The organism is Helicobacter sp. MIT 14-3879, assembly GCF_003364125.1.
The window spans coordinates 1-15,215 of record NZ_NXLP01000012.1 but is presented as its reverse complement, the minus strand read 5'-3'; the positions used below and the strand labels follow the sequence as shown (position 1 = coordinate 15,215).

Here is a 15,215-nt window from a genome sequence, read left to right as displayed (position 1 = left end):
TATTTGTATATTTATATATTTAAGGAGAAATAAATGGCACAGATTACACCAATTCAACCCTCTGGATTTAATAATATTTCTCTAACAGATGTTAATAATGAAGTTAATGGGAGACAAGGAGATTTCTCTTCACTACTTAAAAAATCCCTAGATGAGTTAAACGCATCTCAAGAGAAATCAGATAGAGCATTGGCAGACATGGCAAGCGGACGGGTAAAAGACTTACATCAAGCTGCCATTACCATTGGTAAGGCTGAAACAAGCATGAAGCTTATGTTAGAAGTTAGGAACAAAGCAATCAGTGCTTACAAAGAGATTCTAAGAACACAAGTATGAATTCTTAACCCTTTAATATTAATATCTAATATATGCAAGGACGCAATATCTCCAATAAAGATTCTACTAATCAGCCTATTCAAAGGGGGGATACTACCAAAAGCCCCTCTCAAAACAATCAACCTAAAACTTTCTCAAGTGATTCTGCTCTACATCATAGCCATTCATTAAGACAACCTCATCTGCAAGCAAACAAACAATCTAGCCTTGAGAGCAGCTCTGATTTAGAATCTAAAATCCAAAAAAACTTGGCTTTTATGGCAAACTCCATACAAAAGGATGCCACTCATACTCGTAAGCCAAAGTTTGCTATGGATGACAATACAATTAACAACCATCAGGAAGGCAAGAAAGGCAAAAAAAGTCAGGACATAGAGATTGACAAGGTCAATACTATCAATGCAAAACCCCTTGAAAACACTGCAAAACTATCAGCTTTTGAAAGAAACTCTTTTGATGATAAGGATAATAGCGAGGGTATTGATTCTATTATGCTGGACAATATCTCTGAAAACTACCAATTCCATAAAAAAGATAATCTTTTACACTCCTCAGATTTTTTTCCCCAACAAATCAATGCTATTAAACAAGAATCATCTACAAAAGAAACCATCAATGAACAGGCAGAGGTTTTTAAAGCAGGGAGGCTTTTTCTTGTCTTAAGTATCTTTACACTTTCGTTTAGTATCTTTCTCTTTGCTGTTTATGCAAAGATTATTTCTAAACCGCCCATTATGGATCCTTACAATAAGAAATCAAGAGACTATCCGTGGTCTGTTAAAACGAATACAGATATTGCATTACGTGGGCAAATTTCTAGCTTTGATGATTATATTCTGACTTCCAGTCATAAGTTTTATAAAATAGGTGTTTATGTGCCATCTATTTATGAAGAAAAGCGAGAGCTTTTAATAAGTCTTATGAATCTTTACGGGAATTTTAATAAAAATTCCGTTCGCTTCGCTCTATCAAGGGGGGGGAATGTTGCTATTACTGACAATGCTAGTGCTCTTGTCGCAGCAAATCTTAGAGTTCTCAATCAAAAATTAGCAGCATTAGGTGTCTATAAGAAATGTACTTTTAGCTATATCAATAAAACAAGCCTTAAAGATTCTGAATTACAAACCATGATAGTCCATGCACAGATTGTTCGTGAAAAGGGCAGGGAAACAGCCTTTGATTCTAGAATCTTGCGCACTTTAGAAAATCTAAAAAATGCTACAATTACAGAATCTGAAGCAATGCGAAATCTCAATATAGCTCTAGTTGAATATAAGAATAAAGATATTGATTTATCTAAAGAATGTTATACGCCGATTTTTACTTACAATGCTGACGTACGTGATGGTGCAATTACAAGAATTGAGCGCGGATTTGATATAGCAGTCAGTCAGATTGAGCGAGAATATCCCTTTAATGAGATGATGCAGCCTTTATTGGGATTCACAAACTACGCAAAGAAAAACGTAGATGGCAAGGTATTTGACGATAAAATGAAATTCATTGCGCAATCAGGCGTGGAAAAGTATCGCGATGGAATCCTCTCTGCAAAACGTGACGGTAAAATATCTGGCGTTGCCGATAGGAGTGGCAATATTATCTTTAATAAACGTTCGCAAATTTCAACTAGAGAAGATGGGTTTAATATTAAACTCACTATTCCTCTCTCTTTGCAAGTTAAGATTCAACGCATTTTAGAGGAATCGCATAAGCAATATAAAGCACAGCAAATTGTTTCTGGAATCATGGACCCACAAAATGGAGAAATACTAGCGTTAGCCTCATCGGTGAGCTTTAACCCTAATCGCGGCAAGAGAAGCAAAAATATTCCAACTGCAATGCGCGTAGCAGCTGCAGAACGTTCTTTTGAACCGGGCAGTACGATTAAACCACTTGTTTTCTCTTATCTTCTCAATCGTAAAAAAATTAATTTCCAAGAGAAAATTGATTTACATGATGGCATTTATCAATTACGGACTTTTACAATACGAGATTCTGTGCCACTTAAAAGTGCTACTCCAGAACAGATTCTTATCAAATCAAGCAATATTGGCATGACAAAACTTACGAAGAATCTTAGCGGAACAGAGATGCGCACTCTCTTTGAGACCTTTGGAATAGGTGAAGCCACAGGCATTGATATTGCCAATGAAGCCACAGGCTTATTGCCAAAGGCTAGTATTTTAGGACGAGAAGTTGAAAAGGGCGCAGCTAGCTATGGCTATGGTCTGCGTATGAGTTTTATTCAGCTTTTACGAAGTTATGCAGTATTTAATAATGGGGGATTCTTAGTTGTACCTCATGTTACCAAGCATTTTATTTCTCCAGATTCTAAGATTTTTTATCCGACACTCGAGAAACCAAGGAGAATTATCAGCAAAGAGAGTGCCGATTTCATGCAAGGGCTTTTGCATCGTGTTGTTGTAGAGGGGACGGCAAAGAGGGCAGATGTACCCGGTCTAATCATAGGAGGAAAAACCGGCACAGCCAGAGAAAAAGAAAAAGGTGCAATAATTTATAATGGTTCATTCTTTGGCTATGCAAGTGATGGGGCAAAAACTTACACTATTGGCGTGGTTATTTATGGTTCTCAAGCAAGCGAAGACTATTATGCGGGGCAAACCACTGCTCCCATATTTGCAAAAATCGCACAGTTACTTGTTCAAGAAGGTTACTTAAAAAAGAATAAATGAGATTACTCTATATGATAGGTAACGGATAAGCTGCTTCAATATTCTTAAGCAAAGCTTTAACTAGGTACAGAATCTTTAAAACATTTCTACAAAGCCGCCTTAATCCATACCATCGAAAATGCTAGAAACGCAGTTCCTTGACAGATGAATACTCTAAAAGGCTATGTCAGCAAAAACATTTTTCAATATTTTTTTTCAGAATGGACACAACACTCTCTACAAAATAACCATCAAAAGATTATCAAAGACTTTAGCAAATCATAAAATGAAGAAAACCAAATTAAGCTGACCAAGCAATTACAACATGAAAAGCGGAGCAACATTTTTTGAGCGAAGCGAAAAAATCAATGAGGGCGAAACGTAGCGAAGTAATCCTATTATTGATTAAAAATGAGAAAAAAGCATTTTTTGGCAGATTTATTTCGCCCGCCCGTCCTTTTTAAAGGTTTTTTCAAACCTTGTAAGCTTCTTAAAAATAAGTGATATTCTAAGTTGGCATATTGAGACAATAGAGTATTTACAGGGTTTAGGATGGCATAAGATGACACATATAAAACTAAAAGATATTTCATCATGCTAATTTTATATGAGTTTATGCCTAATTGAAACAAGTCTTTTTAACAAAATGCAATATAACTAAGTTGCTCACAAAGACTATCATCATAGAATATAAATATCCTTAAAACGTAGTTTAAAATGCCAAATAAGATTCAAAGAAGTCAGAAAACAATATGACAAACATAGATTCCACTCACCATTTCTCATTAATCCCTATGAGGATGCAACTCGTTACATAAGGGGCAGCACAATAAGAAAATATTTTCTTGCCTTTACCTAGCTCGTGCAACGTAGAATAATATCTTTGAGCAAATTTAAAATATCTTATTTGCGCTTTTTTCTCACCTGCATCATTTGCTAAGATTCCCCCCACAGTAACACCATCTAGCTGGTTGTGCCTGCTTACTGAATCAATATAGAATTCCGAAAGGATAATATAACTGCGATATTTGTGCATTTCACGATAAGAGATTTTTGCGTATTCTGTATGTGAGATGACTTTTTTACCATTGAATCTTATAAAATTTCTTTCGCGTGATTGCTTATCAACTTGTTTATAATAGGTTTCAAGTTTCTTAGTATTGCGTTCTAGAATCTTGGAAACTTCAGGATTTTTCCAAGTTTTATTACGGTTATAGAGCGCATTCTCGTTAGCGTGAAGTATGACACAAAGGGACAAAAGCATTATCGTTCGCATACAAATCCTTTAAGCCAATATTTGCGCTTTCATCATGGCAGTATAGCCAAATTCTATTGCATTGAAATTTGCAGTAAAGACAGGTACATCACATTTACATTAATTGCAAGGTAATTATCAGCCTAGAGCATATTTTACCCCAAAGAGCATTAAACACGAGTTATTTTATAAGCTTATTCTATGGATTATCATAATCTGACGTTACTTGAGGATAAAAATCCCATTATGTTGATGAGGAAACTGCACAAGTGTTACGAAATCACTAACGCTCATTCTCGCATACATCACGAAGCATACGAACCAAGATTCTTATTCTGCCTTTGTTTGCAGTATATGAGACATGGTTGAGGAAAATTCCGAGAAACAAGGAGATTTTCATAAGCCTCGATACGATAAGTTACGATTTCTCACAAAAATTACTGCAAGATTTTGAATCTTAAATGCAACAACTTTGTGTTTTGACTTTATTGCTTTTTTATGTTAATATCATAAGCCAAAACATAGAAATTTTATAAGTTTAAAGGATCAATTATGAAGAAAAAAGCAATAACTTCAACCGTTTTGGGATTGGCTTTAGCATGCAGTGCTGCTAATGCCCAAGAAGGTGGCGCGTTTGTTGGACTTTTTGGTGGTGTGGGGCTAAATACTACTCACAGTGCGGCAAGTGTAAGCAATAATGCGGGGTCATCAAGTGGATTTAGCACAGAAACTGTATTTAATCTAATCTACGGGGCGAAGCTTGGCTACATACTTGCCATGAATCAAAACAATGCTTTTAGAATCTATGGTGATTTTACGGCAGGAGATTTTCGCTCAAATGATAGGTCATACTATCTGATGACAGCTGGGGGAGGCATTGATTATCTCTTAAGTTTTTCAAAGTTTGGTATTTTTTTGGGTGCGGGATATGGTTATGCTTTTGGGCAATTTATCAACGCATTGGAAGATGCTCGCCCTCATCAAGTTTATGCAAATGTAGGTTTTGCATGGAATATTTCTAAATTGCAATTAGAGCTTGGAGCAAAAATCCCTTTCTTTAAATACGCAGAACAAAACATGACATTAAATGCAGGAGGAACTAATATAAGCGGGACATTTTATGTGAGAACTACAGCACAAATTTATTTTGGTGCAAATGTTGTATTTTAGATTTTAGGTAGAATCTTATTGTTATGACACTTATTCAATTATGAATAAGTGTTACTATGTGCATCAAAAATTACTGTCTCTAATCAAAACAACGAATCTAAATTTTGAAATCAGCATAGTTCTTGTATGCGTCCATTTCTCGCCCATTTATTTTATTAAACTACTCTCTTTACTTGGTTGTGCAGATTGATAAAAGCTATTCCAAAGACCCAGCGAAATTACCTGTGATTTGTTATAGCCTAAGTAAATGGAATGTTTCTTATTTCTCTATCATGTTGTGCGTAGAGTTTTCAGTCAAGCTCTCTATCAAGTTACCTCTCTTATGGAATATATGTGTTGCTTAGATATTCTTTTACCTAAACGTTAAGTCTCCTATAAATATAAGTCTTGTGTCCTACTAGGTTATGTTTCTTAAAGAGTAGAGACATAAAGAGAAGAATGAGTAAAAATAAGCAATTCGCATGAGTAAGAGAACAAGGTTGCATTTATCAAATTGAGAAACAAGTGAGTATATGGATTTTTGTTTCTATTTATATTTGATTACTTATCCATAAACCAGCTAGGAAGCTCACGCATTCCAGAATCTTTAAACGCTTCTTTCATGCTTTTTGCATTCACGGGCGTCCAATATTCTAGGTTTTGGTTAAAGCTTTTTGCTCCTGAAAACATAAGATCCATATAACGCGCCTCACTGACACGCCAAAAACGTAAAGATTGATTAAAGTGAGTAGCATTCCTAAACATTTCACTTAGATTCCACACATTGCAAATATTCCAATTATCCAAAGGCTGATTGAAACTGCTTGCATTTTTAAACATAGCCCTCATATTAGTTACGCGCTGAACATTCCATGTATTTAGTGGTTGATTAAAACTGCTTGCTCCAGCAAACATCTCATTCATATCATGTACTTTAGAAACACTCCAACCATTTAAAGGCTGATTGAAATTGCTTGCATTTTTAAACATGGCTATCATGTTCTCTACGCGACTGACATTCCATTTGATAAGAGGTTGATTAAAGCTTATGGCATCTGCGAACATGCCCTGCATATTTTTTACAAGCCCTACATTCCATGTATTTAGCGGTTGATTAAAGTTCTTTGCATTTCTGAACATCTCGCTCATATTACGAACATTGCTAACGTTCCAATCATTGAGAGGCTGATTAAAGCTTATGGCATCTGCGAACATTCCTCGCATGCTCTCTACATTATGCGTATCCCACGCATTGAGAGGCTGATTAAAGCTGCTTGCTCCAGCAAACATTTCATTCATATATTTTACATGTTGAACGTTCCAATCATTGAGAGGCTGATTAAAGCTTATGGCATCTGCGAACATACCCTGCATGCTCTCTACATTACGCGTATCCCACGCATTGAGAGGCTGATTAAAGCTTATGGCATCTGCGAACATAAATTCCATATTATTTACATTAGAAACATTCCACTTGTTGATGGGCGCATTAAAATATTTTGCTTTATCAAACATGCCATACATATTTTCTACTTGACCAACATCCCAATCTTCTATACCACTAAAATCTTGTCTATTAGAGTTTTTAAAAAGCGCGCTCATGTCTGTGATAAGACTCGTATCAATGTCCTTAAGTGAATTCTTAGGATTATCTACTATTTGTTTCAATTCTTTTTTTGTACTGGGTTTATAGAACTTGGTAACGCTTGAAGTTGTGCTATATTCAATAACGCTTTCTTGATTGCCAAGAGAATCTTGTGAGGGAGCATTATGTGTTGTAGTTTTTGTTGTGGAATCTTCTTTTTTTCTATTGTCAAACTCTGCGTCATGTTTTATTGTGTCTTTAGATACACAGCCCATATAGCAAAAAACAATACACATTGTTACTATTCCTAAACACATTAGGCGCATATATTCTCCTTAAAGCAAAATTATAACATAAACCTAAAATAATGCGTTAAACGCCTAATTATTGCAATTTAATTTGTTGTTGTATAATTCTTTGTCCATTCAAACAATAGGAGTTATAATGGTAGAAACATGTTTATTTCCAGCCGCTGGTTATGGCACGAGATTTTTGCCAGCAACAAAAGCAATGCCCAAGGAGATGTTGCCTATTCTTACTAAACCCCTTATTCAATACGGAGTAGAAGAAGCACTTAATGCGGGGTGTAGAACAATGGCTATTGTAACAGGTCGGGGCAAAAGGAGTATAGAAGATCACTTTGATATAAGCTATGAGTTGGAACATCAGATAAAAGACACTTCTAAAGAGAAATTTCTTACAGAAATTCGTAACATTATGGAAACTGCCACTTTTAGTTACACAAGGCAAAAAGAGATGAGAGGATTAGGACATGCAATTTTGACAGGCGAAACACTTGTGGGGAGGAATCCTTTTGCGGTTATCTTAGCCGATGACTTATGCTTTAGTGAGGGTGAGGGTGTTTTAACACAGATGATGAGAATTTATGAAAAGTATCGCTGTTGTGTTGTGGCAATTGAGGAAGTGGATTCTCATGAAGCACATAAATACGGAATCATTGCTGCAGATGTCATAGAAGAGAAAATCTTTAGGGTAAAAGATATGATAGAAAAACCTCAAAAAGAGAAAGCACCCTCCAATCTTGCCATTATCGGCAGATATATTCTTACGCCAGATATTTTTAATATCTTACGCACTACAAAGCCGGGCATTAACGGTGAATTACAAATTACAGATGCTCTTTTGGAATTAGCTAAATTGGGCAGGGTGATTGGTTATAAATTCGAGGGGATTCGTTATGACTGCGGTAGCATTGATGGCTTTGTGCGCGCAACAAATGATTTTTACCAAAGAATGCAGAAATAGTTTTCTATCACACTTCAGAACAAAAATATCAAGATGAATAAGCCAGAGTTTTATTTAAATCCTCTCCCCTACACTCTTCCACAAGAGGAACACAACAGGCAATGTCTCTTCCTTGTGCCTTATTGCTTTTTTATTTTTTATTCTTCTCTTTGTTTCTTTGAGATATTAGAATTCCTTTAATTTTCTTTTTTATTCATTGAGTACTTTATCTGAACTTATAATTAACGCTTGGGATTCACTTTTTACCCTATGTGCTATATTCCTCAAGTCTCTTTTTAACTTTATCATGCAGTAATCTTTTATAAAGTTTTCTCTTTTTAAGCTTTTTAACCTTTAGATTCGCCTTTATTCTTTGGTCTATTGGCGTTTTTTAGGTTTTTTAACTCTCTAGTGAATTTCTTATTTTCTTGCAGATTCTCTCGCTTCCCTATCAGCCTTCTTCTAATGAATCTATAAGGGTGATTTACTCTTAGGGATTTCACACAAAGAGAATCTATAAATAGAGATTTCTTAAACTTATACAATGACTTGATTCCTTTTAAGTCTATTGTAAAGTTAATCATGTTACACAGAGAATCTCTTCTCTTTGAGATTCCTTATAGATTCTCTCTTGTGTTTGATAATGTTCCCTTTTTAATCATTGAGCAATTGAGATTCTCCAAGCTTTTTAACCTTTAGATTCTCTCTTATGCTTAAATTACTTTCATACTTGAAATTCTTATTCTCCCTTATGCTTGAGATTCCTCAATCTTTTAGCTCTTGAGATTCTTTTTATTCTTTTGCATGTTCCTTATCATCTTATTTCCTAGTTATTTTCTCTTTTATTCTCAAATTATTGAATCTTTCTTAAGAGAGATACCTTAGGTGGGAGAGTTATATTGAGTGTTCGGTAAGGATTAGAGAGGCAGCGTATCTTTACCCATTACATGCGTTATAGGTAAAGATGGCAATTTAAATATATAATAAGGAATCTTGTTGATTTTTACTAAGAACAATAAACCAAGTCTTATTGAGCAAAAAATGTTAAGATTTAGATACTCATTAATAAATAGCAAATTAAGAATATTTCTATGTTTGTAATTCATGATTCAATCTCTCGCAAGATATTTTCTATTACTTCGATTCTATTATCTGCTGTATAGATTGGTCTGCCAATGACAATAAAATCGCTCCTAGCTTTTTTTGCTTCTTGTAAAGTTGTTGCGCGTTTTTGGTCGTCTTTTAAAGACTCTTCTGACACACTTAATCGAATGCCCGGAGTAATAGCCAATAATGAAGTGGAAATACCTTTAATAATCTCTACTTCATTAATCGAACACACAAGCCCAGATATTCCTGCCCTATACGTAATCTCTGCTAGTCTCTTAACACCCTCTTTAACACTCATTCCATAAACTTCATAAAATCCTGCCTCATTAAAGCTTGTAAGTGCTGAAACGGCTATGACCAACATATTTGACTGATTTTGATTTAAGTGTTGTGAAATAGCACTCATTGCCTCAAAGCCACAACTCGCATGAATAGTTAACATGTTAATATGAAGTTTTTCGCATTCAGAGATAGAATCTAGCATAGTATTGGGAATGTCATAAAGCTTTAAATCTAAAAAAATTTTGTAACCCCTATCTTGTAGCATTCTTATAAAGCTTGCTCCATCGCGGATATAACTTCTTAAACCGACTTTTAGCCATACTTTGTCTGCACAAAGATTTATATTCTTGCATGCCCTACTTATTTCTGTAACAAGGGTTAAATTTTGTTCTTTGCTTGGCATATCAAGAGCAACACAGAGTCTCATTATGCTCCTTTCTGTTTGAGAGTGTTCGCGAACCTAAAGGCGATTTATATTCATGTAAGACTACATTCGCGAAAGCTTGCATTATCCCACCTAAAACAAGATTGACGCATGATTTGCTCAAGATACAAGATAGATTTTTAACCATAACCGCACTTTAGTGTGTATTTTACATTCAACTCACATGACTTGCAAATGAGCAGAGAACGCAAGAGTTTATTGATATTTTGGATATGATATATAATGACAAAAAGCTTACTTGTTTTTCACTATGCAAAGATTGTCTTTTGCAAAGCAAAGATAAAGTGTAAGATTTTAAACAACAATAAGAAATTAAGTTGTGCATGTCCTCATAAATCATTACAGATAATTTTCTAGAATCTAAATCTGTTAAGAATCTCTCTTCTTGGATTCTCTAATTTTTCTCTTTGTAAAATCTTGTGTTACAGAATCCCTCTTTCTATGGGTAGTTTTCGATGTAGAACCTTGTTTAGCTTTAGAATGCTCACTCATTTTACAATCTGGTTTTAGTGGCAAATGCCTTTTATTACGGCGACAAGGAGACGTTTTGGAATCTGCCAAATGCGACTTTGCGAGAACAGGCTCTGCAATGGATTCTTTATGTTTGGCATTCTCTTCAATAAGTCTAGCAATGTCATCAACACTTGCTTTGGCTATACTATCAAGCACGCCATTAACTAATCTAAAAGCATCTTCAATATTAAAGACCTTAGTAAGTTCGATAGCCTCGTTAATGACTATTGCCTCTTGCGTAGTAGTTTCTAAGAGTTCAAAAATCCCGATTTTTAAGATATTTTTCTCCACAATACCCAATCTCTTAATATCCCATTCTTTCACAAATGCCTGCATAACCTGCATGATAATAGTTTCATACTTGCAAATTCCATACAATAAAGAAAGCGCAAATTCCTGTTGTTTATGACGTATTTTTCTATCATCAAGGAAGACTGCAGCATGATCTATCGCACTATCATTACCTAGTTCTTTAGCATATAAAAGTTGCACGACTGCCACTCTCGCCTGCATTCTAGTTGCCATAAACACCCTTTAGATTCTTGGTTAGATTAATCTAACTGCCGATAAACGCTTAATAATTCAATGAGACTAGACATTGATTCAAAGCCTTTATTGCCTACTTTTATGCCCGCTCTATCAAGGGCTTGCTCTATACTGTCAGTGGTTAAGATTCCAAAGCTTACTGCACCTCCATATTTCAGCGTTACATTTGCCACACCTTTCGTAGATTCTGCGGCAACATAATCAAAATGTGGCGTACCTCCGCGAATAATTGCTCCTAACACACATACCCCATCATAATCACTGCTAGAAAGCACTTTCTCAAGAACAAAAGGAATCTCAAAAGCTCCGGGAACTTTGATTAAAGTAAGCTTCTCTACATCCCCCCCATGTCGCACATAACAATCCGTAGCACCCTCAATTAATCTGTCTGTTATCATGCTATTAAAACGAGAGCAAATAATGGCGATTCTTTCATGTCCCAATAATGACATTTTGCCTTCAATGATTTTCATGCTAGACCTTAATTTATGTACAATAGTTGCGATATTATAGCGCATATTTATGAATCTTACCCTAGAAAATCAGACATAAATAATATTGATATTAGGAGTCTAAAAGACAAAATTTAGTCTATAATTATATTTGAAAAATAAAGGTGTAGGTGTATGTATGGTCAAGAATACTAAGTATATTTTTGTAACAGGAGGTGTTTTAAGCTCGCTGGGCAAAGGGATTTCCTGTTCATCCATTGGCACACTCTTGCAACACTCTGGATTCAATGTCTCTATTCTTAAGATTGACCCCTACATTAATGTTGATCCAGGAACAATGAGCCCACTAGAACACGGTGAAGTATTTGTAACTGCCGATGGCGCAGAAACAGACTTAGATATTGGACATTATGAGAGATTCCTCAATGTCAATTTTTCGCGCAATAACAATTTTACCACAGGGCAAATTTATCTCTCTGTCATTGATAGAGAACGCAAGGGTGAATATTTAGGTAAAACCATACAAATCATCCCGCATATTACTGATGAAATCAAGCAGCGCATTAAAAAAGTAGGACACAACGCGGAAGTGCTGATTGTAGAATTAGGAGGAACTGTCGGTGATATTGAAGGCATGCCATATTTAGAAGCAATGCGACAATTAAAGCATGAACTAGGCGCAAATAATGTCCTTAGTATTCATGTAACACTTGTGCCTTATATCCGCGTAGCAGATGAATTAAAAACAAAACCAACGCAGCACAGTGTGCAAGAATTACGTCGTATTGGTATCAGCCCACAAATCATTATCACACGTTCTGAAGTTCCTCTCTCTAAGGACACAAAAGAAAAAATTGCACTAGCCTGTGATGTAGATTCTCACAGCGTTATCAGCGCAGAAGATGCTAGCACAATTTATAAATGCCCTATCAATTTTATTAGCGAGGGAATCTTAGAACCTATTGCTAGGGGATTACACCTACAAGAATTACAACCCGATATGCAGCAATGGGATTTATTGGTAAAAAAGATTCTCTCTCCCACTAAAAGCGTGCAAATAGGCTTTGTGGGTAAATATCTTACTCTTAAGGAATCTTACAAGTCGCTCTTAGAGGCTCTTATTCACGCAGGGGCTAATTTAGATACCAAAGTAGATGTCATCTTTATTGACTCTGAACACATTGAAAACACCAAGCTTGCTAATCTGCATGGCATACTAGTTCCTGGTGGATTTGGGGAACGCGGCATAGAAGGCAAGATAAAAGCCATACAATACGCGAGGGAACATTCCTTACCCTATCTTGGAATTTGCCTTGGCATGCAATTAGCATTAATTGAATTTGCATGCAATGTATTAAAATTACCCGATTGTAATTCAACAGAATTTAATAAAGAATGTCAAAATCCCATCATCTATATGATAGAAGATTTCATCGATACAGAAGGCAATAAGCAAATACGCACGCACACTTCTCCATTGGGTGGAACCATGCGGCTAGGAGAATATGAATGCTATGTGAAAGCAGATTCTAAACTTGCGAGGGCATATAATTATCAAAAAGTAATCAAAGAAAGGCACAGGCATCGTTACGAAGCAAATCCTAAGTACCGCCATAACTTTGAAGAAAAGGGCTTAGTTGTGAGTGGAGAATGCAATGGTTTAATAGAAGCAATAGAATTAGCTTCGCACCCATTCTTTATTGGTGTGCAGTTTCACCCAGAATTTACTTCAAGATTACAGAATCCAAATCCTATTATTATTGAGTTTGTCAAACAAGCCCAAAGACATAAACGATAATTAAGGCGAACTATGCAGATTCACAATGATAATAGGGCTAATCTTTCTTTTTCGCATGAACAAAAAGATTTTACGAAAGCAAACAAACATTATGAATCACACAAGCACAAGGCAGACAATGTTTCTTATCAGTCCAAAAATCAAGTCAATGAAAAAAAGTCAAGCAAGAAACAACCAAATTTTCACTCCCTTTACAACAGTGCTGAAGCAAAAAAAATCAAAGAAACACTCAAACACTTTCAAGAATCAGAAGAAATTAGAAGCATTCTTAACAAGAGATTTAAAAATTATTCCTTTGTACGTAAGTTAAGTCAGATTCCTCATCCACAGGAATTGCTCAATAATATAGAAGCAGCACAACTTGTATGTCAGAGCATTGCAAAAAACGAAAGGATTATTATTGTAGGCGATTATGATGCAGATGGAATCTGTGCAACTTGTATTATGTTAGATTTTTTTGAAGCAATGGGGTATGAAAACATTGACTTTGCAATGCCCAATCGTTTCAAACATGGTTATGGATTCTCTCGTGCGCTCTTTGAAGAAATTACTAGTAAGTATAATGATATAGCCCTCATTATCACAGTAGATAACGGAGTAAGCAGCTTTGAAGCGGCTAATTTATGCAGGCAAAAAGGCATAAAGTTTATTATCACCGATCATCATACATTAGAAGTTGATCATGATGGTAAAATCAAGATTCCAGATTCTCATTTTATGATTAACCCACAACAAAAAGATTGCTTATTTCCTTTTAAAGATATTTGCGGTGCGCTTGTAGCATGGTATTTTTGTTGTGCAATAAAGATTCTTATCCAAGATAATATTTTAGAATCACTCAATCCCCATAATCCATTAATGCAGTCTTACAAAAACAATCTCTCTAATACCTGCATGAAGTCTTTTTTACTGCTTGTAAGCATTGCCATTATTTCTGATGTTATGCCGCTTAATGCAATTAATTATACTGTCTGTGATTATGGATTATATCATTTGATAGAGGATAACCGCCCTGCATTTCATGTTGTTAAAGAATATTTTAAGTGTCCTGTAGATTCTCAAATGCTAGGATTTAAATTTATTCCACTCTTGAATGCGGCAGGCAGAATTGATGATGGCACTATCGCTCTAAATTTCTTAAGGTCTAGCAATATTACGGAAGCAAGAATACATTTTAATCGGCTCAAAGAACTCAACGCCCATCGCAAAAACCTTCAAGAACAAGTATCACATAAAGCTTTTCAATCCTTGAAGTACATTACGCAAAATCCACATATCTGCTTTGCTGTAGGAAATGATTGGCATGAAGGTGTATTGGGAATTGTTGCAGGTAAAATGGCTGATGAATTTTGCAAGCCTAGCTTCGTGCTGACAAATATTAATGGAATTTGCAAGGGCAGCGGAAGAAGTTACGGTAATATAGATTTAATTACTAGTATGCAAAAAGTCGGACATTTACTCAATCGCTATGGCGGGCATATAGGGGCTGTAGGTTTAGAGATTAAGGAATCGCATATTGAAGAGTTTTTAGAATGTTTTAGCCCTGTTTATGTGGAAACACAAAAGCAGCATGACATTTTGGGCATGCTTTCGCTCAAGCTTGTAAATAGGCAAACTTTTTTGCATATAGAATCTTATGAGCCTTATGGCAATGGAAATACCATGCCAAAATTCTTCTTCGAATTGGAAATTGTTAAGTGTAAAAAAACCAATCAAGGCTTTCTTGAATTTCAACTTCTTGATTCTAGTTCTAACATTCCTATCAAAGCAATGTTTTTCAGCACGAAATACGTACAAATGGAGTTTAAAAAAGAAGATAGATTACAA

12 protein-coding genes are annotated in these 15,215 nt (G+C 35.5%); 6 read left to right on the top strand and 6 right to left on the bottom strand.

Annotated features, from left to right (window positions below):
• Positions 1-33: 33 nt before the first annotated feature.
• Together fliE and CQA44_RS07375 are read left to right on the top strand one after the other, a co-directional pair.
• Positions 34-336: a flagellar hook-basal body complex protein FliE gene (fliE, locus tag CQA44_RS07380; protein ID WP_115546634.1), complete on the top strand. Its 303-nt coding sequence runs from the start codon at positions 34-36 to the stop codon at positions 334-336.
• A 32-nt stretch (positions 337-368) separates the two neighbouring features.
• Positions 369-3,029 (top strand): penicillin-binding protein 2, encoded by a 2,661-nt coding sequence (locus CQA44_RS07375; protein ID WP_258864933.1) that lies wholly within the window; start codon positions 369-371, stop codon positions 3,027-3,029.
• A gap of 751 nt (positions 3,030-3,780) precedes the next feature.
• On the opposite strand, the gene CQA44_RS07370 is transcribed toward CQA44_RS07375, so the two are convergent.
• Positions 3,781-4,284 carry a hypothetical protein gene (locus CQA44_RS07370; protein ID WP_115546633.1) on the bottom strand — a complete coding sequence of 168 codons (504 nt, stop codon included), beginning with the start codon at positions 4,282-4,284 and terminating at the stop codon, positions 3,781-3,783.
• 531 nt (positions 4,285-4,815) lie between these two features.
• Between CQA44_RS07370 and CQA44_RS07365 the strand changes: the two genes are divergently transcribed.
• Positions 4,816-5,433 carry a hypothetical protein gene (locus CQA44_RS07365; RefSeq protein ID WP_115546632.1) on the top strand — a complete coding sequence of 206 codons (618 nt, stop codon included), beginning with the start codon at positions 4,816-4,818 and terminating at the stop codon, positions 5,431-5,433.
• A gap of 540 nt (positions 5,434-5,973) precedes the next feature.
• Here the strand turns inward: CQA44_RS07365 and CQA44_RS07360 are convergent.
• Positions 5,974-7,323: a BspA family leucine-rich repeat surface protein gene (locus CQA44_RS07360; RefSeq protein WP_115546631.1), complete on the bottom strand. Its 1,350-nt coding sequence runs from the start codon at positions 7,321-7,323 to the stop codon at positions 5,974-5,976.
• Positions 7,324-7,441: 118 nt separating this feature from the next.
• Between CQA44_RS07360 and galU the strand changes: the two genes are divergently transcribed.
• Entirely contained in the window at positions 7,442-8,263 is an 822-nt protein-coding gene (gene galU / locus CQA44_RS07355) for a UTP--glucose-1-phosphate uridylyltransferase GalU (protein ID WP_115546630.1), read from the top strand.
• 326 nt (positions 8,264-8,589) lie between these two features.
• Here galU and CQA44_RS07350 read toward each other — a convergent pair whose 3' ends face one another.
• The 4 genes from CQA44_RS07350 to ribH all read right to left on the bottom strand — a co-directional run bounded on the left by CQA44_RS07350 (position 8,590) and on the right by ribH (position 11,611).
• On the bottom strand, positions 8,590-8,787 hold the full coding sequence (locus CQA44_RS07350) for a hypothetical protein (protein WP_147289763.1): 198 nt from the start codon (positions 8,785-8,787) through the stop codon (positions 8,590-8,592).
• 557 nt (positions 8,788-9,344) lie between these two features.
• Positions 9,345-10,061, bottom strand: coding sequence for an orotidine-5'-phosphate decarboxylase (gene pyrF / locus CQA44_RS07345; RefSeq protein WP_115546628.1), 717 nt, complete (start codon positions 10,059-10,061; stop codon positions 9,345-9,347).
• A gap of 387 nt (positions 10,062-10,448) precedes the next feature.
• Positions 10,449-11,117: a transcription antitermination factor NusB gene (gene nusB / locus CQA44_RS07340; RefSeq protein WP_115546627.1), complete on the bottom strand. Its 669-nt coding sequence runs from the start codon at positions 11,115-11,117 to the stop codon at positions 10,449-10,451.
• Between the two features lie 26 nt (positions 11,118-11,143).
• The gene (ribH, locus tag CQA44_RS07335; RefSeq protein ID WP_115546626.1) at positions 11,144-11,611 is read right to left on the bottom strand and encodes a 6,7-dimethyl-8-ribityllumazine synthase; all 468 of its coding nucleotides are present in this window, start codon (positions 11,609-11,611) and stop codon (positions 11,144-11,146) included.
• Between the two features lie 157 nt (positions 11,612-11,768).
• Between ribH and CQA44_RS07330 the strand changes: the two genes are divergently transcribed.
• Complete coding sequence (locus tag CQA44_RS07330; RefSeq protein ID WP_115546625.1) at positions 11,769-13,388, top strand: CTP synthase; 1,620 nt, start codon at positions 11,769-11,771, stop codon at positions 13,386-13,388.
• A 12-nt stretch (positions 13,389-13,400) separates the two neighbouring features.
• Positions 13,401-15,215 (top strand): DHH family phosphoesterase (locus CQA44_RS07325; protein WP_115546624.1); only part of this gene is annotated, 1,815 nt, incomplete at its 3' end.